The sequence below is a fragment of the Thermotoga sp. RQ2 genome, assembly GCF_000019625.1.
GTDB classification, from domain to species: domain Bacteria; phylum Thermotogota; class Thermotogae; order Thermotogales; family Thermotogaceae; genus Thermotoga; species Thermotoga maritima.
Map to the genome: position 1 here is coordinate 997,410 of NC_010483.1, position 22,663 is coordinate 1,020,072.

At 45.7% G+C, this 22,663-nt stretch carries 16 protein-coding genes; 13 read left to right on the forward strand and 3 right to left on the reverse strand.

The features are described 5' to 3' along the window. The first annotated feature begins 16 nt into the window (after positions 1–16). The 4 genes from TRQ2_RS04955 (at position 17) to TRQ2_RS04970 (ending at position 4,857) form a co-directional block, all read left to right on the forward strand. A complete protein-coding gene (locus TRQ2_RS04955; protein ID WP_255346196.1) occupies positions 17–523 on the forward strand; it encodes a carbohydrate ABC transporter permease in 507 nt (168 codons plus the stop codon). 12 nt (positions 524–535) lie between these two features. Then, positions 536–1,426 carry a glycosidase gene (locus TRQ2_RS04960; RefSeq protein WP_012310846.1) on the forward strand — a complete coding sequence of 297 codons (891 nt, stop codon included), beginning with the start codon at positions 536–538 and terminating at the stop codon, positions 1,424–1,426. A gap of 15 nt (positions 1,427–1,441) precedes the next feature. Next, positions 1,442–4,474 carry an alpha-mannosidase gene (locus TRQ2_RS04965; protein WP_012310847.1) on the forward strand — a complete coding sequence of 1,011 codons (3,033 nt, stop codon included), beginning with the start codon at positions 1,442–1,444 and terminating at the stop codon, positions 4,472–4,474. 203 nt (positions 4,475–4,677) lie between these two features. Further along, positions 4,678–4,857 (forward strand): hypothetical protein, encoded by a 180-nt coding sequence (locus TRQ2_RS04970; protein ID WP_012310848.1) that lies wholly within the window; start codon positions 4,678–4,680, stop codon positions 4,855–4,857. An 80-nt stretch (positions 4,858–4,937) separates the two neighbouring features. Here TRQ2_RS04970 and TRQ2_RS04975 read toward each other — a convergent pair whose 3' ends face one another. After that, positions 4,938–5,864: a DUF4382 domain-containing protein gene (locus TRQ2_RS04975; RefSeq protein ID WP_012310849.1), complete on the reverse strand. Its 927-nt coding sequence runs from the start codon at positions 5,862–5,864 to the stop codon at positions 4,938–4,940. 307 nt (positions 5,865–6,171) lie between these two features. Between TRQ2_RS04975 and TRQ2_RS04980 the strand changes: the two genes are divergently transcribed. The 9 genes from TRQ2_RS04980 (at position 6,172) to TRQ2_RS05020 (ending at position 18,284) form a co-directional block, all read left to right on the forward strand. Further along, the gene (locus tag TRQ2_RS04980; RefSeq protein ID WP_011943512.1) at positions 6,172–8,613 is read left to right on the forward strand and encodes a GH36-type glycosyl hydrolase domain-containing protein; all 2,442 of its coding nucleotides are present in this window, start codon (positions 6,172–6,174) and stop codon (positions 8,611–8,613) included. A 112-nt stretch (positions 8,614–8,725) separates the two neighbouring features. Next, complete coding sequence (locus TRQ2_RS04985; protein ID WP_012310850.1) at positions 8,726–10,066, forward strand: GH1 family beta-glucosidase; 1,341 nt, start codon at positions 8,726–8,728, stop codon at positions 10,064–10,066. A 217-nt stretch (positions 10,067–10,283) separates the two neighbouring features. Then, on the forward strand, positions 10,284–11,519 hold the full coding sequence (locus TRQ2_RS04990; protein WP_012310851.1) for an ABC transporter substrate-binding protein: 1,236 nt from the start codon (positions 10,284–10,286) through the stop codon (positions 11,517–11,519). A gap of 57 nt (positions 11,520–11,576) precedes the next feature. Continuing rightward, positions 11,577–12,458, forward strand: coding sequence for a carbohydrate ABC transporter permease (locus tag TRQ2_RS04995; RefSeq protein ID WP_011943516.1), 882 nt, complete (start codon positions 11,577–11,579; stop codon positions 12,456–12,458). A gap of 12 nt (positions 12,459–12,470) precedes the next feature. Beyond that, complete coding sequence (locus TRQ2_RS05000; protein ID WP_011943517.1) at positions 12,471–13,307, forward strand: carbohydrate ABC transporter permease; 837 nt, start codon at positions 12,471–12,473, stop codon at positions 13,305–13,307. A gap of 264 nt (positions 13,308–13,571) precedes the next feature. Next, positions 13,572–14,603 (forward strand): sugar-binding protein, encoded by a 1,032-nt coding sequence (locus TRQ2_RS05005; RefSeq protein ID WP_012310852.1) that lies wholly within the window; start codon positions 13,572–13,574, stop codon positions 14,601–14,603. 83 nt (positions 14,604–14,686) lie between these two features. Continuing rightward, a complete protein-coding gene (locus TRQ2_RS05010; RefSeq protein ID WP_238514435.1) occupies positions 14,687–15,637 on the forward strand; it encodes an ABC transporter permease in 951 nt (316 codons plus the stop codon). Continuing rightward, positions 15,634–17,121, forward strand: a complete 1,488-nt coding sequence (locus TRQ2_RS05015) for a sugar ABC transporter ATP-binding protein (protein WP_012310854.1) — start codon at positions 15,634–15,636, stop codon at positions 17,119–17,121. The genes TRQ2_RS05010 and TRQ2_RS05015 overlap by 4 nt, the downstream gene beginning before the upstream one ends. 14 nt (positions 17,122–17,135) lie before the next feature. After that, complete coding sequence (locus TRQ2_RS05020; RefSeq protein WP_012310855.1) at positions 17,136–18,284, forward strand: ROK family transcriptional regulator; 1,149 nt, start codon at positions 17,136–17,138, stop codon at positions 18,282–18,284. A 20-nt stretch (positions 18,285–18,304) separates the two neighbouring features. Here the strand turns inward: TRQ2_RS05020 and TRQ2_RS05025 are convergent, their stop codons facing one another. Together TRQ2_RS05025 and pulA are read right to left on the reverse strand one after the other, a co-directional pair. Then, a complete protein-coding gene (locus TRQ2_RS05025; protein WP_012310856.1) occupies positions 18,305–20,047 on the reverse strand; it encodes a WD40 repeat domain-containing protein in 1,743 nt (580 codons plus the stop codon). 74 nt (positions 20,048–20,121) lie between these two features. After that, a complete protein-coding gene (gene pulA / locus TRQ2_RS05030; RefSeq protein ID WP_012310857.1) occupies positions 20,122–22,653 on the reverse strand; it encodes a type I pullulanase in 2,532 nt (843 codons plus the stop codon). Positions 22,654–22,663 lie beyond the last annotated feature (10 nt).

The window sequence follows — 22,663 nt, forward strand, 5'->3', positions numbered from 1 at the left end:
TGTCACAATCCGTCGTATGAGAAAAAAGATGGGTGAGATCATGCTTCATGTGGCGGTGATCTTCTTCATAATCCCGTTGTTCGTTCTCATAAGAAAGCTTGGTCTCTACAACACTTACTCTGCCATGATCATTCCGTTTCTGATGAGTGCATGGAGCCTTTTTATGTTAACACAATCCTACAAAACGATTCCTCAGGATTACATAGAAGCCGCTAAAATTGACGGAGCCAGTACTTTGTGGATAATATTTAGGGTGATGGTACCTCTCTCCAGAAGCACACTCTCTATTGTAGGTCTTTTCACGTTCATAGGGATCTGGGACAATTTCCTCTGGCCTCTGATGGTGGTGAAGGATTACAACAAGATGCCTCTCTCCGTTTTGCTTGCCACTTTTAACCACGAATACGCAGCCTATGTGGGGCCATTGATGGCAGGGTCTGTGATACAAACTCTTCCAATGGTTCTCATCTTTTTGATTTTCAGAAAGCAATTCCTTCAGGGAATTTCTATGTCTTTCAAGTAGAGGAGGGAGAACATGGAGCTGAAACTGGAAAGACATCCGGCAAACCCCATTCTGGAACCTTCTCCGTACTTTCTCTGGGAGAGCAGGTTTGTTTTCAACCCGGCTGTGGTCTACGACGGAGAGCTCTTTCACTTGCTCTACAGAGCTCAGGGAGAGGACATGGTTTCAAGAATCGGATACGCTGTGAGCACCGACGGAATCCACTTCAACAAATTTGAAAAACCCGTCTTTGCTCCCAAGAGTGATGATGAACTCTATGGAGTGGAAGATCCCAGGATCACGAGGATAGGAGACGAGTACTACATGGTTTATACCGCCTATTCTCCACGTGGTGTCAGAATCGCTATGGCCTCCACGAAGAATTTCATCACCTGGAAGAGGTACGGTGTTGTGATACCAGAAGTGGACAACAAAGACGCGGCTCTATTTCCCGAAAAGATAAATGGAAAGTACGTTATGTTCCATAGAATACCGCCTGACATGTGGCTCGCGTTTTCCGATGATCTCGTGCACTGGGACAACTTTGTGAAGATTGCTTCTCCAAGGCCTGGAATGTGGGATGACCTGAAGATCGGAGTGGGTGCCCCTCCCATAAAGACTGAGTACGGCTGGCTTGTTCTCTACCATGGTGTGCAGAACACGGGTACTTCCAGACCCATATACCGACTCGGGTTCATGCTGCTCGATCTGGAAGATCCCACGAAGGTGATAAAGAGATCACAGGAACCCATTCTGGAACCGGAAGAGGACTGGGAAAAGTTCGGAGGAGTACCAAACGTGGTCTTCAGCGATGCGATGATAGAGTACAACGGTTACTACTACGTCTACTACGGAGCCGCGGACAACTGCATTGCTCTTGCAACAATTCCTGTGGAAAAGGTTATGAAATGGTGTAGAGAATAACAGGAGGAAAAAGTTGTGAAAGGCCGATTGTGGAGAATGCTTTCAGAGATTGTTCCGTATACTGTTCTGAGAATAGAAAGAATAGAAAGCTGGATTTTCTCCGATGGTGCTGTTGAGAGAATCGTGGATCCTTCCTTCGAATGGGACTTCAGCTCCGCTCCCGTCTGGTTCAGGAAAGAGCTAGAGCCTTTCTCTGCCGCTGGAGAGCAGAGGGCCTACCTGAAACTCTGGTTCGGTGGGGAGACCCTTGTTTTTGTGGATGGGAAGCCTTACGGTGAGATCAACGAGTATCATAGGATGTTGAACATCACCCCCCTTGCTGATGGAAAACCACACACGATAGAAGCTCAGGTGATGCCAAGAGGTCTTTTTGGAAGACCGGAAAAACCGGTGTTTACAGAAGCTTTCTTCATCGTCGTTGATGAAGCACTGATGAAGGTGGTGAAAACTCTCGAACTCACCATAAAAACGGCAGAAGTAATAGAAGATGAGTCACTTTCTAAGAAACTGCTGGACATCTCCGAGAAGTTTCTCTCGAAAGTGTGGATCCCAAGAGACACAGATACCTATCTGATGACAGCACCGGAAGATCCGGGAATAAAAGATGAGATCAAAAACACCTGGAACACACCGGAGTTCAAAGAGTTCACAGGTGTGAAGCTTTCTGAAGAGTTGAGAAATCAGATTCTGGAAGAGTTCGAAAAATTCAAAGAAAAGCTGGATAGAATAAGAAAAGACCATCCGGGTTTTGGAACGATTCACCTTGTGGGGCACGCGCACATAGACTACGCCTGGCTCTGGCCAGTTGAGGAGACGAAGAGAAAGATCCTACGCACTTTCGCAAACTCTGTGTTGCTCTCTAAGCTTTATCCGGTGTTCGTTTACACTCAGTCTTCCGCTCAGATGTACGAGGATCTCAAGCAAAATTCACCAGAACTTTTCGAGGAAGTCAGAAAACTTGTAAAGGAAGGAAGATGGGAACCCGTTGGTGGCATGTGGGTGGAGTCGGACTGCAACGTTCCATCGATAGAGTCGCTTGTGAGACAGTTCTACTATGGGCAAAAATTCTTCGAAAGGGAATTCAAAAGAAAGAGCAAGGTGTGCTGGCTTCCAGACGTGTTTGGGTTTTCCTGGGTGCTTCCCCAAATTCTGAAAGAAGCCGGGATAAAATACTTCGTCACCACGAAACTCAACTGGAACGACACGAACGAGTTTCCGTACGATCTGTGCCGCTGGAGGGGAATAGATGGATCCGAAGTGATCTATTTCAGTTTCAAAAATCCCAACGAGGGGTACAACGGAAAGATAGATCCCGATACGGTCTACAAAACCTGGAAGAACTTCAGGCAGAAAGATCTCACAAACAGAGTTCTTCTTTCGTTCGGACACGGTGATGGTGGTGGCGGTCCAACCGAAGAGATGCTGGAAAATTACGAAGTTCTGAAGGATTTTCCTGGACTGCCGCGCCTTGAGATGGGAACTGTGGAAGAATTCTTCAAAAAAATGGATATCGACGGAGAACTTCCTGTGTGGGACGGAGAGCTTTACCTTGAACTTCACAGGGGAACCTACACTTCACAGTCCAGGACAAAGAAACTTCACAAAGAAGCGGAAGACAGTCTTTACCTTGCGGAATTGATTTCTGCTTTCACGGATAAAGATTTTTCTGACGAAATAGACGAACTCTGGAAGATTCTGTTGAGAAACGAATTTCACGATATTCTACCTGGTTCTTCTATAAAGGAAGTCTATAAAGATACAGAAAAAGAGCTCAGACATGTGATAGAAAAATCAAAAGACATCGTTATCGAATCTCTCAAAGTTTTTTCTTCTGAGAACGAAGAGGTTTTAACCCTTTTGAACGTTTCCTCTTTTCCAAAGAAGTGTCTTTTCTTCCTCAACGAAGATCTCGCGATTTCCTTTGAAGGAGAAGCGCTCTTGAAACAGAGAACTCACGATGGAAGGTATGTGTACTTCATAGACAGGGAGATTCCTCCGTTCACGAAAGTAGAACTGAAATTTCGCAAAGCCACGTTTGAGGAAACTCCAAGTGAGTTGAGAGAAACAAACATCATGGAGAACGAATTTCTCAGGGTGCACGTCAACGATGACGGAACAATTCAAATCTACGACAAAGAACTGGACAGGTACGTTTTCGAAGAGAAGGGAAACATCTTGAAACTTCATAAAAACATCCCTGCCTACTGGGACAACTGGGATATCGCAGAAAACGTGGAAAAGACAGGATATACCCTGAGGGCGAAAAACATAGAAAAAATAGAGTCTGGCCCTGTTCGAGAAGTGATCCGTGTTGAATATGAATCAGAAGGAAGCAGGATCACGCAGCATTACATCCTTTACAGAAAGAGTAGAAGGCTCGATATAGAAACGAAGGTAGACTGGCACACAAGACGAGCTCTTCTCAGAGCTTACTTCCCAACAACTGTTCTGTCGAGAAAGGCAAGGTTCGATATCTCCGGTGGTTTCATCGAAAGGCCCACACACAGAAACACCAGTTTCGAACAGGCACGTTTCGAGGTGCCGTTTCACAGGTGGATGGATCTCTCCCAGACAGACTTCGGTGTGTCTATTATGAACGACGGAAAATACGGTGGCAGTGTTCATCAGGGTACTATGGCGCTTTCACTGATAAAAGCGGGTATTTTCCCCGATTTTCTCTGTGACGAGGGTAAACACAGTTTCACCTATTCTGTCTACGTGCACCCTGGGGACAGCTTGAGAGATGTTGTAAAAGAATCAGAAGATCTCAACAGATCTTTCATCGTTCATCGCGGGGTGTTGAACCTCCCCTCTCCTTTACTGGAGATCTCTCCCCAGAATTTCCGTCTCACTTCACTGAGAAGGGTGAATGGCAAAATTGTTCTGAGGCTTGTTGAGATCTTCGGAACATCAGGAAAACTTTCCATTAAGACCCCGTGGAACGGTGAAATCTACCAGACGAACGTTCTGGAAGAGAAAAAACAGAAAGTCACCTTCCCAGTGGTTTACCATCCGTTCAAGATCTACACTTTTGTTGTAGAAGGTTGAAGGTTCAAACTTGTCACTCGAGAGCGGGGATGGCACCCCGCTCTTTGATCAACCTAATTTTTCCTGTGTAAACACCCATAAATAAAGCCTTAAACGATTCTTCTAAAATGTGTTCTTGATTTGTATCACTGTTATGTTATAAAAATAACAGGACAGAAGAAATAAATGATAAAAAGGCATGACAACAAAAAGGAGGTGAAACTATGATGATGTTCTTGCCGCCGGAAGTTGTTAGAGAGATCCACGAAGAGAGGGTAAAGAAAGCTCTCGAAAATCTCAAAGCCATCGAACTCAAAAAAGAACTCCTTGAAAAGGTAGTGAAAGAAGAAAAGAAAGTCTCCTCCAGAAGGAGGAGAAGAGAGAAAGAAACAGTCGAAGTGTAAAGATTATTTACCCGCCATCTTTAACGATCTGCCTTCCCAGATATCCTTCTTCGAGTCTTCCAGGCATCCCTCCCCTACTTTTAATCACCGAGTGCAAGTTCTATCAGATTTGAATCGAAAATGTAGGTGATCGTCGAGTCGTTGAGATAGAACGTTTCTGATGCGAATGGAGAGAGATCTGCTAGTATGGTTGAAATCTCATTATTTGCGTTTTCCATATCGTCTTCGTCTATCTCCAATTCTTCATCAGTGTTAGCGACTTCATTTTCCTCTGGAAGTTCAAAATCGGTGTACACACAAACGGTGTAAGTGGCTTTTTTCAGCTCTTCGAAATTAAAATCATCGTCTGTGATTTCAAGATTCACGAGTGTACCGGGGCAGGTTTCTCCTTCAAAGAGCGCTACAAGGCATGGTGTTCCTGAAAGTGTCTCTTTCAATTTTCCTTCCACTTCGTACCTGTGTTCTTCTCCCTCACCAGGACCGTATTCGTTCCTTTCCCTATGGTGATAGGGAACTATAACAGGCCTGAGCAGATATTCACCATTTCCTGTGGTTGCGATTTTGAGAGATCTTGCCACATCGAAGTCGAGAACGATCGAGTCGCCGTTCTGCACTATAACAGGCTTTATGATTTTGATCTTTCTGGAAGAAACCCTAACAGTCTCTGTTGAACCGTTTGTAACAGCAGTGGCGGCATCGATGTAGAGTCTGATCCACTCGAGATTAGCGCCCTCGGGCAATTCCATCTCGAAGAACTGAACTTTAGTTCCAGCAAGTGAGAGGAGATCGAACTCATTCTCCAGCAGAGCAGCGGTAGCAGTGTACTCTTCTCCATCCAATGAATAGTGGTATTCCGCGTTTGAAATTTTCACCAGTAATTTTTCGATGTTGAAAGTTGGGTTGTCCATGAGATACACAGGAACTTTTACGGTGTTGGTTCCGGTTGTGAAAAGCACATATCCAGCCAGCAAACTCAAAATCAGAACTGCCCAGAGCACGTATTTCATGTTCTCACCTCCTCCAAAATATATTTTAACTCATTAATGGTTTCATAATAAATATGTGAACAAATTATCTATTAATAGCCTGTATGTTTTCGATCTTAAACACTAAGATTTTTGCCCACTAATAAATTATCTTTTTTGATTTCGTCTAATAAATACCGGAGACTGGAACCGCGGATTTAGAAGAAAATGGTTTCTTTTGAAAAATATTCGCCGATACTTGTTTCTGCATCCATCTCTTCAGATTTTGAATGAAAACATTTTCAGAATAAAATACCAGAGACAGAAAAAGTGAAGAGAGGGTGATAGCGTGCGATTCGGTTATTTTGATGACGTCAACCGTGAATACGTGATCACAACTCCTCAAACTCCGTATCCATGGATAAATTATCTGGGAACGGAGGACTTCTTTTCCATCATATCTCACATGGCAGGGGGTTACTGTTTTTACAAAGACGCGAGACTCAGAAGAATAACGAGGTTCAGATACAACAACGTTCCAACGGATGCTGGAGGAAGGTACTTTTACATCAGAGAAGAAAATGGAGATTTCTGGACACCCACGTGGATGCCTGTGAGAAAAGATCTTTCCTTCTTTGAAGCGCGCCACGGTCTTGGATACACAAAGATCACAGGTGAAAGGAACGGCCTGAGAGCCACCATCACCTACTTTGTGCCAAGACATTTCACAGGGGAGGTCCATCACCTTGTTCTGGAGAACAGAACGAACACGCCGAGGAGGATAAAACTTTTCTCCTTTATAGAGTTCTGCCTCTGGAACGCTCTCGATGATATGACGAACTTCCAGAGAAACTACAGTACGGGTGAAGTGGAAATAGAAGGTTCTGTGATTTACCACAAGACAGAATACAGAGAAAGAAGAAACCACTACGCGTTCTATTCTGTGAATCAACCGATAGATGGTTTTGATACAGACAGAGAGTCCTTCATAGGTCTCTACAGCGGTTTTGAAGCTCCTCAAGCGGTGGTGGAAGGAAAACCCAGAAATTCCGTCGCGAGCGGGTGGGCACCGATCGCTTCACATTACTTAGAGATAGAACTCGCTCCATCCGAAAAGAAAGAACTCATCTTCATTCTCGGGTACGTAGAGAATCCAGAGGAGGAAAAATGGGAAAAGCCCGGTGTGATAAACAAAAAGCGAGCAAAAGAGATGATAGAGAAATTCAAAACAGGTGAAGATGTTGAGCACGCCCTGAAGGAACTCAAAGAATACTGGGACGACCTTCTTGGAAGAATACAGGTAGAAACCCATGACGAAAAACTCAACAGAATGGTGAACATCTGGAATCAGTACCAGTGTATGGTCACGTTCAACATCTCTCGAAGCGCTTCGTACTTCGAGTCTGGTATCAGTAGAGGAATAGGTTTCAGGGACTCGAACCAGGATATCTTAGGTTTTGTTCACATGATCCCGGAGAAGGCAAGGCAGAGAATACTCGATTTGGCCTCTATCCAATTCGAGGATGGAAGCACTTACCACCAGTTCCAGCCGCTCACCAAGAAGGGCAACAACGAAATAGGAGGAGGCTTCAACGACGATCCGCTTTGGCTCATTCTCTCAACGAGCGCTTACATCAAAGAAACGGGTGACTGGAGCATACTGGACGAAGAGGTTCCCTTCGACAACGATCCGAACAAAAAGGCATCACTCTTCGAGCATCTGAAGAGATCTTTCTACTTCACTGTGAACAACCTCGGTCCCCACGGTCTTCCATTGATAGGAAGGGCCGATTGGAACGATTGTCTTAACCTCAATTGTTTCTCGAAAGATCCCGATGAGTCTTTCCAAACAACCGTCAACGCTCTCGACGGAAGGGTAGCGGAGTCCGTCTTCATAGCGGGGCTCTTCGTTCTTGCTGGAAAAGAATTCGTGGAGATCTGCAAAAGACGAGGACTTGAAGAAGAAGCGAGAGAAGCAGAAAAACATGTGAACAAAATGATCGAGACCACTCTGAAATACGGCTGGGATGGTGAATGGTTCCTCAGGGCGTACGATGCCTTTGGGAGAAAGGTGGGAAGCAAAGAGTGTGAAGAAGGTAAGATCTTCATAGAACCACAGGGAATGTGTGTTATGGCAAGTATCGGTGTGGACAACGGATACGCGGAAAAAGCTCTCGATTCTGTCAAAAAATATCTCGACACACCCTACGGACTCGTTCTTCAGCAGCCGGCGTACAGCAGATATTACATCGAGCTTGGTGAGATCTCGAGTTACCCACCGGGCTACAAAGAAAACGCGGGGATCTTCTGTCACAACAACCCATGGGTAGCGATAGCCGAGACTGTTATAGGTAGGGGAGACAGAGCCTTTGAGATCTACAGAAAAATCACACCGGCTTATCTCGAAGACATCAGCGAAATACACAGGACTGAGCCGTACGTCTACGCTCAGATGGTTGCCGGAAAAGATGCACCGAGGCATGGAGAGGCAAAGAATTCCTGGCTCACGGGGACTGCTGCTTGGAGCTTTGTAGCGATCACTCAGCATATACTCGGGATAAGGCCTACTTACGACGGCCTGGTGGTGGATCCCTGCATCCCGAAAGAATGGGAAGGATTCAGGATCACAAGAAAGTTCAGAGGAAGCATCTACGATATAACGGTGAAGAATCTCTCTCATGTTTCCAAAGGAGTCAAAGAGATCATTGTTGATGGAAAAAAGATAGAAGGACAAGTACTTCCAGTTTTCGAGGATGGAAAGGTGCACAGGGTTGAAGTTGTGATGGGCTGACCTTTTGTTCTCCGATGATATAGTACAGACGAGGGGGTACTCCCCCTCTTTTTTTGTGCAGAGAGTTTTGATAGAATAGTTAGGCACACGAATCAAAACAACAGGAGAGGTGATGAACGTGAAAAAGTTCCCTGAAGGATTCCTCTGGGGTGTTGCAACAGCTTCCTACCAGATCGAGGGTTCTCCCCTCGCAGACGGAGCTGGTATGTCTATCTGGCACACCTTCTCCCATACTCCTGGAAATGTAAAGAACGGTGACACGGGAGATGTGGCCTGCGACCACTACAACAGATGGAAAGAGGACATTGAAATCATAGAGAAACTCGGAGTAAAGGCTTACAGATTTTCAATCAGCTGGCCAAGAATACTTCCGGAAGGAACAGGAAGGGTGAATCAGAAAGGACTGGATTTTTACAACAGGATCATAGACACCCTGCTGGAAAAAGGTATCACACCCTTTGTGACCATCTATCACTGGGATCTTCCCTTCGCTCTTCAGTTGAAAGGAGGATGGGCGAACAGAGAAATAGCGGATTGGTTCGCAGAATACTCAAGGGTTCTCTTTGAAAATTTCGGCGACCGTGTGAAGAACTGGATCACCTTGAACGAACCGTGGGTTGTTGCCATAGTGGGGCATCTGTACGGAGTCCACGCTCCTGGAATGAGAGATATTTACGTGGCTTTCCGAGCTGTTCACAATCTCTTGAGGGCACACGCCAAAGCGGTGAAAGTGTTCAGGGAAACTGTGAAAGATGGAAAGATCGGAATAGTTTTCAACAATGGATATTTCGAACCTGCGAGTGAAAAAGAGGAGGACATCAGAGCGGCGAGATTCATGCATCAGTTCAACAACTATCCTCTCTTTCTCAATCCGATCTACAGAGGAGATTATCCGGAGCTCGTTCTGGAATTTGCCAGAGAGTATCTACCGGAGAATTACAAAGATGACATGTCCGAGATACAGGAAAAGATCGACTTTGTTGGATTGAACTATTACTCCGGTCATTTGGTGAAGTTCGATCCAGATGCACCAGCTAAGGTCTCTTTCGTTGAAAGGGATCTTCCAAAAACAGCCATGGGATGGGAGATCGTTCCAGAAGGAATCTACTGGATCCTGAAGAAGGTGAAAGAAGAATACAACCCACCAGAGGTTTACATCACAGAGAATGGGGCTGCTTTTGACGACGTAGTTAGTGAAGATGGAAGAGTTCACGATCAAAACAGAATCGATTATTTGAAGGCCCACATTGGTCAGGCATGGAAGGCCATACAGGAGGGAGTGCCGCTTAAAGGTTACTTCGTCTGGTCGCTCCTCGACAATTTCGAATGGGCAGAGGGATACTCTAAGAGATTTGGTATTGTGTACGTGGACTACAGTACTCAAAAACGCATCATAAAAGACAGTGGGTACTGGTACTCGAATGTGGTTAAAAACAACGGTCTGGAAGACTGAAAAGGGCGGCCTGGCCGCCCTTTCTTTTTGATGTACTATTTTCCCTCCTATTTGTTCATTCCGAGTGAATATCCCCGATTATTTTCATTTAACGAAAAAAATCTCCCGTTTTCTCCTGATAACTCACTTGCAAAGAATTTAAAAGTCTGGCAAAATATCAAATAGGTTAATTTGATTACAACGTCATTTAACTGATACTTAAGGAGGTGCTTTTGCCATGAAGAAGTACTTTGTTCTGTTGCTAGCAGTTCTTCTGGTTGGTGGACTCTTCGCTGTGAAAATCACTATGACATCTGGAGGGGTCGGAAAGGAACTCGAGGTACTGAAAAAGCAGCTGGAGATGTTCCACCAGCAGTACCCAGATATCGAAGTGGAAATCATTCCGATGCCGGACAGTTCAACTGAAAGGCACGATCTCTACGTCACGTACTTTGCCGCCGGAGAGACGGATCCAGACGTTCTCATGCTCGATGTGATATGGCCTGCTGAGTTTGCTCCGTTCCTTGAAGATCTGACAGCAGACAAAGACTACTTCGAACTCGGTGAATTCCTACCCGGAACTGTGATGTCTGTCACGGTCAATGGAAGAATCGTTGCTGTTCCCTGGTTCACAGATGCAGGTCTCCTTTACTACAGAAAAGACCTCCTCGAGAAATACGGTTACGATCACGCTCCGAGAACCTGGGATGAACTCGTCGAAATGGCAAAGAAGATCTCTCAGGCTGAAGGCATCCACGGATTCGTCTGGCAGGGTGCAAGATACGAAGGCCTTGTCTGTGATTTCCTTGAATACCTCTGGTCTTTCGGTGGGGATGTGCTCGATGAGAGTGGAAAAGTTGTGATCGATTCTCCAGAAGCTGTTGCGGCTCTTCAGTTCATGGTCGATCTCATCTACAAGCACAAAGTCACTCCTGAAGGAGTTACCACCTACATGGAAGAAGACGCAAGAAGAATCTTCCAGAACGGAGAAGCTGTTTTTATGAGGAACTGGCCGTACGCCTGGTCCCTCGTGAACAGCGACGAATCCCCAATCAAAGGAAAGGTTGGAGTTGCTCCTCTTCCAATGGGTCCTGGTGGAAGAAGAGCTGCCACGCTCGGCGGATGGGTCCTCGGTATAAACAAATTCTCGTCACCTGAAGAAAAGGAAGCCGCAAAGAAGCTCATAAAGTTCCTCACAAGTTACGACCAGCAGCTCTACAAAGCGATCAACGCCGGACAGAATCCAACGAGAAAAGCCGTTTACAAAGATCCAAAACTCAAAGAAGCTGCTCCGTTCATGGTTGAACTTCTCGGAGTTTTCATCAACGCTCTTCCAAGACCAAGGGTTGCGAACTACACAGAAGTTTCCGATATCATTCAGAGGTACGTGCACGCTGCTCTGACAAGACAGACAACACCAGAAGACGCAATAAAGAACATTGCAAAAGAGCTCAAATTCCTGCTTGGACAGTAACAGAGGCGAGGGGCTCTCCCCCGCCTCTTTTACTCTGTTGAAGGAGGATACAGAAAGATGGAAAAAAGAAGTGGTTGGACAGCGTTCTGGATGATTTTGCCGACAATTCTTGTCATATCCGTAGTGGCTTTTTTTCCTCTGTTCAAAACCTTCTACGACAGTTTCTACAGTTTCGGTTTGAGGCCCGGTATAGAGAGAAGATTCGTTGGGCTTCAGAACTATTTCAGACTCTTTGAGGACACCCGCTTCATAATGGCTTTGAAAAACACCGTCTTTTTCACGGTGATTTCGGTTTCTCTGGAGACGGTGCTTGGTGTTCTCATCGCCATAGTTGTTCATCAGAGATTCGCGTTGAGAGGCGTTGTGAGGGCCGCTATGCTCGTTCCATGGGCAATTCCAACGGCCATTTCTTCTCAAATGTGGCGATGGATGTTCCACGATCAATTCGGAATAATGTCGAGACTCTGGGAGAAACTCGGAATAATAGAACCGGGAACCCCCATTCTCGGAACACCAGGGCTCGCCATGTGGGCGATCATATTCGTTGATGTGTGGAAAACGACTCCGTTCATGGCTCTTTTGATTCTCGCAGGTCTTCAGGTGATACCGGAGGATATTTACGAAGCGGCGAGAATCGACGGAGCAAATACAATTCAAAGATTCTTCAGAATCACTCTTCCGTTGATAACGCCAACGATAGGAGTGGCTCTGATCTTCAGGACACTCGATGCACTGCGCGTGTTCGATGTTGTCTACATCATGACGAGAGGTGCTGTGAACACAGAAACCCTGGCCGTTTACAACCGACACGTTCTGATGGATAGGGCTTTCACCGGCGCGTGGTTTGGATACGGTTCCGCCATATCTGTTTTCATATTCGTTCTTATATCGATCTTTGCCATACTTTACATAAAGTCCTTGAGGCTGAAACTCGATTGAGGAGGGAACCCGATGAGCAGATCGATAACGCAGAGAATCCTTCTTTATATAGCTGTTTTACTCATTCTTATATGGTGCGTTTTTCCCCTTTATTGGGCTTTTATTTCGTCGATAAAGCCTGATCGGGATCTTTTTGAAAAGAATCCCTCTCTTTTCCCAAAAAGAATAACCTTTGAAAACTACGTGAAGGTCTTCAAGGAAAGACCGTTTCATATAAACATCAAAAACAGCATTATAGTGGCAGGCATAACCACGGTTTTGGCATTAGTTGTAGGATCGCTTGCTGGATACGCCATCGCAAGGCTCAAGTTCAAGGGAAAGGTCATCGTGATGTCACTGATTCTTGCGGTGAGCATGTTTCCACAGGTTTCTATTTTGGGATCTCTATTTTTGATCTTGAGGGGATTGAAGTTGATAAACACCTACACTGGTCTCATCATACCCTACACTGCTATGAATCTGCCTCTCACTGTCTGGGTGCTCCAGAGTTTCTTCAGGGAACTTCCAAAAGAAGTGGAGGAATCGGCGTTCATCGACGGAGCCTCTAAACTCAGAACTCTCTGGTCTATCGTGCTTCCCATGTCTGCTCCTGGTCTTGTGGCAACAGGGCTTTTGACGTTCATCGCCGCGTGGAACGAGTTCCTCTTCGCTCTCACGTTCATGCAAAAGCCGAGCCTGTACACGGTTCCTGTCGCAGTCGCTCTCTTCAAAGGAGCGTCTCAGTACGAGATACCATGGGGTCAGCTCATGGCCGCAGCCGTTATCGTCACACTTCCACTTGTGATACTCGTTTTGGTTTTCCAGAACAGAATCATAGCTGGCTTGAGTGCAGGGGCTGTGAAGGGTTAATAATCAACCATTTTAGGTAGATATTTTTGATTGTTGGGAATTATTTGAATTTATCATGAGATATCTTGCCCTATCTTTTGTTTTTTAGTGGAAATAAGGTTTGAAAAACCGTTGCGCAATGTGTGATAATATGTTCTGGATTAATTTAATTCCTTTGGAAATTAATACCTTGCGTTTCGTTTTTTTGAAGAAAAAGCGTTTTTTCGGATATGAAATACATATGCGTTAATTTTAAATTACATCTTAAGTTGGGAGGTGTTTTTCATGAGGAAAGGTTTGCTGTTGTTTGGTGTGATTTTGCTGCTGTCGGTGTTTGTTTTCTCTGAGGACATGACAATACTTCTGGCACCGAAATCACTCAACAATCCGTACTGGTTTGCGGTGGAGAACGGGATGAAAGATGCGGCAGAGAAACTTGGGATCAAAGCGATATTCGACGCACCGGTTGAGGCAGATGCGGCGAAGCAGGCAGAGAAGATACTGAGCTACATAGTGAAAGGTGTAGACGGGATAGGCATTTCACCGAACGATCCTGAAGGGATAAAGGTAGTTGTCAAGAGGGCGCTTGACAAGGGGATACCGGTAATCATGTTTGACTCAGATTCTCCAGACAGCGGAAGGTATGCTTACATAGGAACCAACAACTATAACGCAGGATACGAGGCGGGTAAACTGATGGCTCAGCTCATCGAGAAGTACAGAGCGGAGAAAAAGACCATCAGGCTTGCAATACTCACCGGAGGTCTCGCTGCTCTTAACTTGAACGAAAGGATCAGAGGTTTCAAAGATGCGCTTGAGGACTACTCCAAGAGGAGCGGGAAAGAGATAGTTTATGTTGCCGATCCGTTCCCGTGTGATGATGATTCTGCAAAGGCTATTCAGATCATCAGAGATGTGACCAGAAAGTACACAGATCTCGATGGATGGTTTATGTCTGGAGGATGGCCTCTCTTTGCTCCGAAAGAAACCGTTATCTCCGCTCTTGGTGGCCCAGAAAGGATGAAAGATCTGCTGGTTGTTGGTTTTGACACTTTGCTTCCGGAACTCGAACTTGTTAAAGCCGGTGCAGTCAAAGGTCTTGTTGGTCAGAGACCTTATGACATGGGCTATCTCTCTGTTCTCGTTCTCTACAACATGGCAAAGATTGGAGTGGAGAACACATTGAAGATGCTCCCGAAAGTTGTCAAAGAAGACGGAACAGTTGACTACATTATTGACACGGGTGTTGATATTGTAACAGAAGAAAATGTCGATCAATTCTACGAATATGCAAAGAAGATCTATTCCAAGCGCTGATGATGTAAAATCATTGAAGTAAAGAGGGGGGTTCACCCCCCTTCTTTATGGAAGGAGAAGGATAAAAACAACGGTGAGGAGGCGTGGTTGAATTGTGGAAGAAGCTGTTCAAGGCGAGGGAAGCAGGGATATTTCTAATACTCATAGCGATCGTGGTGTTTTTAGGGGTAACGACGAGAGAATTTTTGACAGTGGAGAACATATTCACGGTGATACTGAACGTATCGTTCATAGCGATCATGTCGTTTGGGATGACGATGGTGATCATCACAGCCGGGATAGATCTTTCGGTTGGGTCGGTACTGGGTGTAGCAAGCGTGGTGATGGGGCTTTTGATGAATGAAAGAGGGTTATCACCCTTCTGGAGTGTAGTTTTGGGGCTTTTAGTTGGTGTTGGATTTGGGCTTGCAAACGGTTTTTTGATCACAAAGGCAAAACTTGCACCGTTCATCAGCACACTTGGTATGCTCAGTGTAGGAAGGGGTCTTGCATACGTGTTGAGTGGTGGCTGGCCCATATCACCGTTTCCTGAGAGTTTCACGATACACGGTCAGGGAATGGTAGGGCCCGTACCGGTTCCGGTGATCTACATGGCAGTGATAGGTGTGATCAGCCACATATTTTTGAAGTACACCGTGACGGGGCGGAGGATCTATGCGATAGGTGGGAATGAAGAGGCGTCCAGGCTGGTTGGGATCAAGACGGACAGGATACTAATCATGGTGTACACGATAAACGGCTTTTTGGCGGCATTTGCAGGTTTTCTATTGACGGCATGGCTTGGTGTGGCACAGCCCAATGCGGGTCAGGGATACGAACTTGACGTGATAGCGGCGACGGTGATAGGAGGAACGAGTTTGTCAGGTGGAGAAGGGACGATACTTGGGGCGTTTTTGGGAGCGGTGATAATGGGTGTTTTGAGGAACGGGATGATACTGCTTGGTGTATCGTCGTTCTGGCAGCAAGTAGTGATAGGGATAGTGATCATCATAGCGATAGCGATAGACCAGATCAGGAGGGCGAAAGAGAGATGAAGCCCATACTCGAGGTAAGGGGGATACACAAAAGATTCCCCGGGGTACATGCACTCAAGGGAGTGAGTATAGAATTTTATCCGGGGGAGGTACATGCGATAGTAGGAGAGAACGGAGCGGGAAAGAGTACGTTGATGAAGATCATAGCAGGGGTGTATGAACCCGATGAAGGGGAGATCATATACGACGGCAGAAGTGTGAGGTGGAGTCATCCGAGTGAAGCGATAAAAGCGGGGATAGTGACGGTGTTTCAGGAGTTGTCGGTAATGGACAATCTGTCCGTGGCGGAGAACATGTTCATGGGAGATGAAGAGAAGAGAGGGATATTTGTAGACTACAAGAAAATGTACAGGGAGACGGAAAGATTCATGAGAGAAGAATTTGGCATAGAGATAGATCCTGAGGAGAAGTTGGGGAGATACTCCATAGCGATCCAGCAGATGGTGGAGATAGCGAGGGCAGTTTACAAGAAGGCGAAAGTACTCATACTGGACGAGCCCACATCATCCCTCACACAGAAAGAGACGGAAAAACTCTTTGAGGTTGTGAAGAGTCTCAAGGAGAAAGGTGTGGCAATAATCTTCATATCGCACAGGCTGGAAGAGATCTTCGAGATCTGTGACAAGGTGAGTGTGCTGAGAGATGGGGAGTACATAGGAACAGATAGCATAGAGAACCTGACGAAAGAAAAGATCGTGGAGATGATGGTGGGAAGGAAATTAGAGAAGTTTTACATAAAAGAAGCGCATGAACCTGGGGAAGTGGTACTTGAAGTGAAGAACCTGTCTGGGGAAGGATTTGAGAATGTGTCGTTCAGTTTGAGGAGAGGGGAGATACTTGGTTTTGCCGGGCTTGTTGGGGCAGGGAGGACAGAACTGATGGAGACGATATTTGGATTCAGGCCAAAGAGGGGAGGGGAGATATACATAGAAGGGAAGAGAGTGGAGATAAACCATCCTCTGGATGCGATAGAACAAGGTATTGGGTTGGTACCGGAAGACAGGAAGAAGCTTGGGCTCATATTGATCATGAGTATCATGCACAACGTATCTCTGCCGAGTCTTGATAGAATAAAGAAAGGGCCTTTCATATCGTTTAAAAGAGAGAAAGAACTGGCGAACTGGGCGATAAAGACCTTCGACATAAGGCCACCCTATCCAGACAGGAAAGTTCTGTACCTTTCTGGAGGAAACCAGCAGAAAGTTGTTCTGGCAAAATGGCTTGCTTTGAAACCAAAGGTTCTCATACTGGATGAACCAACACGGGGAATAGACGTTGGAGCAAAGGCAGAAATATACAGGATCATGTCGCATCTTGCAAAAGAGGGAGTTGGAGTCATCATGATCTCCTCAGAACTTCCAGAGGTTCTTCAAATGAGTGACAGAATAGCCGTTATGAGCTTTGGAAAACTCGCTGGTATCATCGATGCCAAAGAGGCTTCCCAGGAAAAGGTTATGAAACTCGCAGCTGGTTTGAGTGGGTGAAGGAGGTTCAGAAATTGCAGAACATGGAAATATACTCTCTGAAGCAGACGAGGACCATCAACAAATTGAGGGTTCTCAACACGATCAGGTTTGAGCCCGGGATCACTCGAAACATGATCTCAGAAAAAACAGGGCTCGATCCCAGCACCGTCACAAAACTCGTGAACGAGATGAAGAGAAAGAAGATGATCTACGAGAAGGGAATTCTCCCCTCTAAACTTGGAAGACACTCCAAAAGACTTTATGTGAACAAAGAGTTTTCTAAAGCGATAGTGGTCGATCTTGGTGTGACACACTCTCTGGTTGGGCTTTCCTTCTTCGATGGTTCTGTAGAGGTCATCGATGAATTCGATACACCGGACACACCAGAGGAATGCTTCAGAGTCCTGACGGAGAGGGTTTCCAGGTTTCCCGGTGTGTTTCCTCTCATCGTGATAGGCGTTCCTGGTTCTGTCGATAAGACCCACAAAAAGCTGGCGTTCGCTCCAAATCTCAACAGATGGCGAGACGTCGATGTAGAGAAGTACTTCAAGGTGTTCGAAGTCTATCTGGAAAACGATGCAAACCTTGCAGCCCTCGCAGAAACGATGAAAAACAAACACTTCGGAGATCGAAAGAACATAGTGTACATCCTTGTGAGGGAAGGAATAGGTGGAGGAATCATCATTGAAGGAAGGTTGTACAAAGGATCGTTCAACGCAGCCGGAGAGATCGGTCACATGAAAATGTACGACAGAGGACCCTGTTTCTGTGGAAGAGTGGGGTGCTGGGAGGCAAACACCTCCATATCCCACTGTGTGCATCAGTACGAAAAGGAAAAAGCCCTTCCTGGAAAGACCATGTACGAGAAATTCGAGGCTTTGTGCAGCCTGTACGAAAAGGATGACCTCGCAAAGAAGATCCTGGACGAGTTCACAACCATCCTCATAGATGGTATTGTGAATCTTGTGAACATTCTGAGCCCAGAGATCGTGATTGTTGGCGGAGAAGGAGTATTTCTTCCTGAAGGTGTATTTGAGGTGATTGTATCAGAAACGAGAAGACAGGTTCATCCAATGGATAAAGAGGTTTCCGTTGAGAAGGGTAGTCTCTCCAACAAAGAAGTGGTTTTAGAGGGGACTTCGATACTTTCTTCCATGATGATAAGTGAAAGACTAGTGTAAAATGAGGGGGATTTCCCCCCTCACTTTTCCAAGAGGATCCTTATCTTTCCATCACCGCATGGAACTACGAGCTGATCGCCCACCTTTATGAAATGTCCTATCTTTTGATCAGAGGCTTTCAAAGAAGTCTTCAAGGTCAGATCTGGAAAAGCAAAAATTTTGATATTTCCATTCCAGGTTCCAACAAAGAGTTCCTTTTCATCGATTAATAGAGAGGACACTGGTTCGTTCAGGTAGATCTCGCGGACTTTTGAACCTGTATCCAAGCTCCAGAGAATGACCTTTCCGTCTTCTCCACCTGAGACAAGAAAGTCCCCAGCGAATTTCACAGCGTTTACGTTTCCTCTGTGACCTTCCAGCAGAAGTACTCTTTCCCCTGTGTCTGCGGAGAGAACTTCTACGTAACCTATCTTGTCTTTTGGATCAGAGTAAGAAACTCCGAAGGCGATGAATTTGTTGTTCATATCAATCGTTTGGATCATTTCGTGTTCTGTGTCTTTTCTCCATATCTCTTCGAAGGTTGGATATCTGAACAGAGCGACACTTCCGTCGTAGAATCCTATTGCCATTCTATCGTTTTGAAGAGCGATGTCCATTGTGCTCGTCGTGCCAACTTTGATTCTCTTCACGAGCTTTCCATTTTCCAGGTTATAAATCTTGAGTTGATTGCTATCAAGACAGGAAATGATGTTGTTTTCTACTGTCAAAAGCTTTCTGACCCCTGATAGAGCCTTTATCCTGTGTTCAGCGATCCCCTTCTCAGCGTTCCATATCAGAATTTCTCTATCGTCACTGCCGCTCACGATGAATTTCCCGTCGCTTGATAAAGCTACTGTGTTCACCGAGAGTTGGTGACCGTAGAGAGAGTACTGAAGCTCCAGATCGGCATTCCACACTTTGACAGTTTTGTCCATTCCGTAGGTTGCTATGCTACCGTCATCTGAAGAGACGAAAAGAACGAAGTTGTTATGAGCGTCGATTGATTTCACCACTTCGTTTTTCTGAATGTTCAAAACCACAGCTTTGTAGTCGTCGGCTACAAAAATGAGATCATCATTGTCAAGAAAAGCCAAATCGTTCACCGTTATAGCGTGGTCGTACTGGAGGACGAGATTTCCATTCGAGGCGTTCCATACCTTTACGGTGTTTCCCCCACAGGTTGCGATCAACTGTCCATTCTCTGAGAACACGATCTTTTTAATTCCTTCAGGATGGGCCTTGAGGGGAATGGAAAATGATTGATTCGAGAGATCCCTGATCACAGCAAGTCCGTTGGCCAGTCCCACGACGTATCTGTTCTCATAAGCGGCGATTTGAACAACCGATGGTCCAAGCTTTTGAGAAGAGATTTCCTCTCCATCCGGGAAAGACCATATTCTCACCGTTCCATCGAAAGAGGCGCTTAGGATTTTACTGCCTGCTACAGCGACGGAAGAAACACCTTTTATGTGACCTTTGAGGAGATGTGTTTCACCCGTCTCCAGATTCGTCACACCAACTGTTTTGTCGTCCGAAGCGCTCACGATAAACCCGTTCTCAAAGATCACTTCGTTTACTCTGTTGTCGTGGACTTTGAAAGCTCTGTAATAGGATCCGTCTTTGTAGACGATGATTTCACCGTTTCCCGTTCCAAGTAGGAGATAACCATCTTTGAATGTTAAAGCTGAAATATCGCTGAATCCCAGCACCTTCTCGAGTTTGAATGTTTGAGAGAAAGTCAGGATTGAAATGATGATCAAAATCAGTATCAGTGATTTTTTCATCGGCTCACCCTCCTGGAATGGATTTCAAAGCCCCAGCTCACGCTGGGGCTTTACCATTGAAATTCTACAACTTTTCACTCTCTGTACAAAACGTACGCAGAAAGCGGTTCGAGTTCTATTGTTCCTTCAACGGTTTCTATCACTTCCGTTCCAGCTTTCTGGCCGTTTACAACCACATTCCATTTTCCTTCTGGCAGCTTGTATGTTGCCTTCTCTGTATTTCCATTGTAAATCACCACAATGTCTTTCCAGGGATCACCACCTGCGTGGTCTTTGAGCATGAACGCAACTATTATTCTTCCACTCGGGAGAAATTCCAGGTGCTTTTTGATCTCTTCGGCATTTTTCAGCCTGAAAGCAGGATGTTCTTTTCTGAGTTTTATGAGGCCTTTGTAATAGTTGAACACATCTATGAACTGAAGTTTTCTTTCGTAATCAAAGCCGTTTATCGAGATAGGGGCGTTGTAGGAGTTGTCGTTGAAATTCTTCGTTCTGCAGAAGTCCTGTCCTCCGTGGAGGAAAGGAACACCTTGAGAAGTGAGGAGAATCGCACCAGCCAGTTTCTGGGCGTTTTTCAGTTCTTCTTCGGTCCATTCCTTTTTCTTATCAGCTTTGGCGGCGAGGTAGTTCTTGTCCCACAGTGTGTGGTTGTCGTGACACGCTGCGTAGTTTATCGTCTCTTCTGGATCAAGGGCGAAGCTTTTGATGAGTTTTTCGTCGTAGTTTATGCTTCCAACAACACCTCTTTTGATCTTGGTTTCCTTTCCGTATCCTCCCATGACGAATCCCTTGACGCTCGGGTTGAACACGGAACCCCTTATTGCGTCTCTGAACTCATCGTTGAAAGCTGCCACGTGTGTGCCGGCGACATCGTCCTTTCCAAACCTGATCGGTGCTCCCCATCCACCCCACGGTTCGCCGTAGAGAATGATAGTTGGATCGATTTTATGAAGAGCTCTTTCGACTTCGAGCATTGTCTTTTTGTCGATAAGACCCATCTGATCGAATCTGAATCCGTCTATGTGATACTCCTTCACCCAGTAGGTGACGGTATCGACTATGAATTTTCTCATCATGGGTCTTTCGCTTGCGATGACGTTACCACATCCGCTTTCGTTCAAATAGGCACCTGTCTTGTCGATTCTGTAGAAGTAGTACGGCACCGTCTGATCGAACGCAGAGAGTTCGCCTATACCGTAGGTGTGCGGGAACACCATGTCCATGATCACACCTATACCGTGTTTGTGAAGGGCTTTGACCATTTCTTTGACTTCTCTGATTCTCGTGTGTGGGTTTTTGGGATCAGTAGAGTATCTGCCCTCTGGAACCATGAACAGGTAAGGATCGTAACCCCAGTTGTAGTACTTCTCGAAATCTTTATCGAGTTCGTCACCTGTGTAGAAATCGAAGAAAGGAAGTATATGAACGTGTGTAACACCGAGTTCTACGAGGTGCGAAAGGCCTGTTGTCACACCGCCCGGTCCTTTCGTGTTTTCTTCGGTGAGCCCAAGGTAGAGACCTTTGTTTTTGACTCCGGAGTTTTCGAGTCCTGTGATGTCCGCTATGTGTATTTCGTAGATTATCGCGTCTTCGTATCCTTCGATTTTCGGTCCCCTGTCGTTTTCCCATCCTTCTGGGTTTGTCCTGGCAAGATTCACAACGGCGCTCTTTTTGCTGTTTGCGTAAACCGCTTTCGAATAAGGATCGACGGTTGTTCTGACCTTTCCGTAATTTTCCAGCTGATAGAGGTAGAACACTCCGTCGAGATCACCTTCGACAACCGCTTCCCAGACACCGTTTCCTTTATATTCCATGTTCACAACCTGATACGGTTCTGTGTCTTCTCCGTTCTTGAAGAGAAGCACCTTTACCCACTTAGAAACGGGAGACCAGACTCTGAATATCGTCTTCTCTGGAGAATATACGGCTCCGAGCTCTCCATCGTAATAGTAGTTGTCCAGAATCTCCATCATGATGACTCTTGCCGGTTTGTAACCTTCTATGATCAGTTCCACGTCTTTTCTGAGGTCTTCTTCTTTCAGGGGTTCAGAAAGGACGATCCTCACGTAGTTTGTCACGTCTATGTCCGTGGGATCGGCCTTTTCCACTCTTGAGACGGGAATCTCTTTTCCGTCAACAGTAACCTTGAAGAGTTCTTTCTTTTTCGTATCCACAGGATTGGTCAGAAAAGCCTCGATCACCTTGTTCGACCTTGCCTGTGCGAAGAAGACTCTGGGAGATGTGTCTGGTTTTTCGTAGAAAATCTCTTCCACTCCCTGGAGTATCCACACTTCAGCCTTTCCGTCTTTTATCTCTATGAACCTGTCTTTTGCCACGTCTTTTGCCTGCCACTCGTTCAGCCTCACTATGATCCCCACCTTTGTAAGATCCATTGGTAATTTCACTACTGCTACTTTACCAAAATCATCCTCACCTGTGAACTGATAAGCTTTCCCTTCCTGAGACACGGGCTCTACGGGCCATATCCAGAGATTCCAGCCATCGTACTTTCCGTCGTATCTGTGATAGTGGACTACGATGGTGGTTTCTGAGAATATCAAAGCGGAAAGGAGGAGAACAAGTAACAACCAGAGTTTAGTCTTCACCTTGAATCAC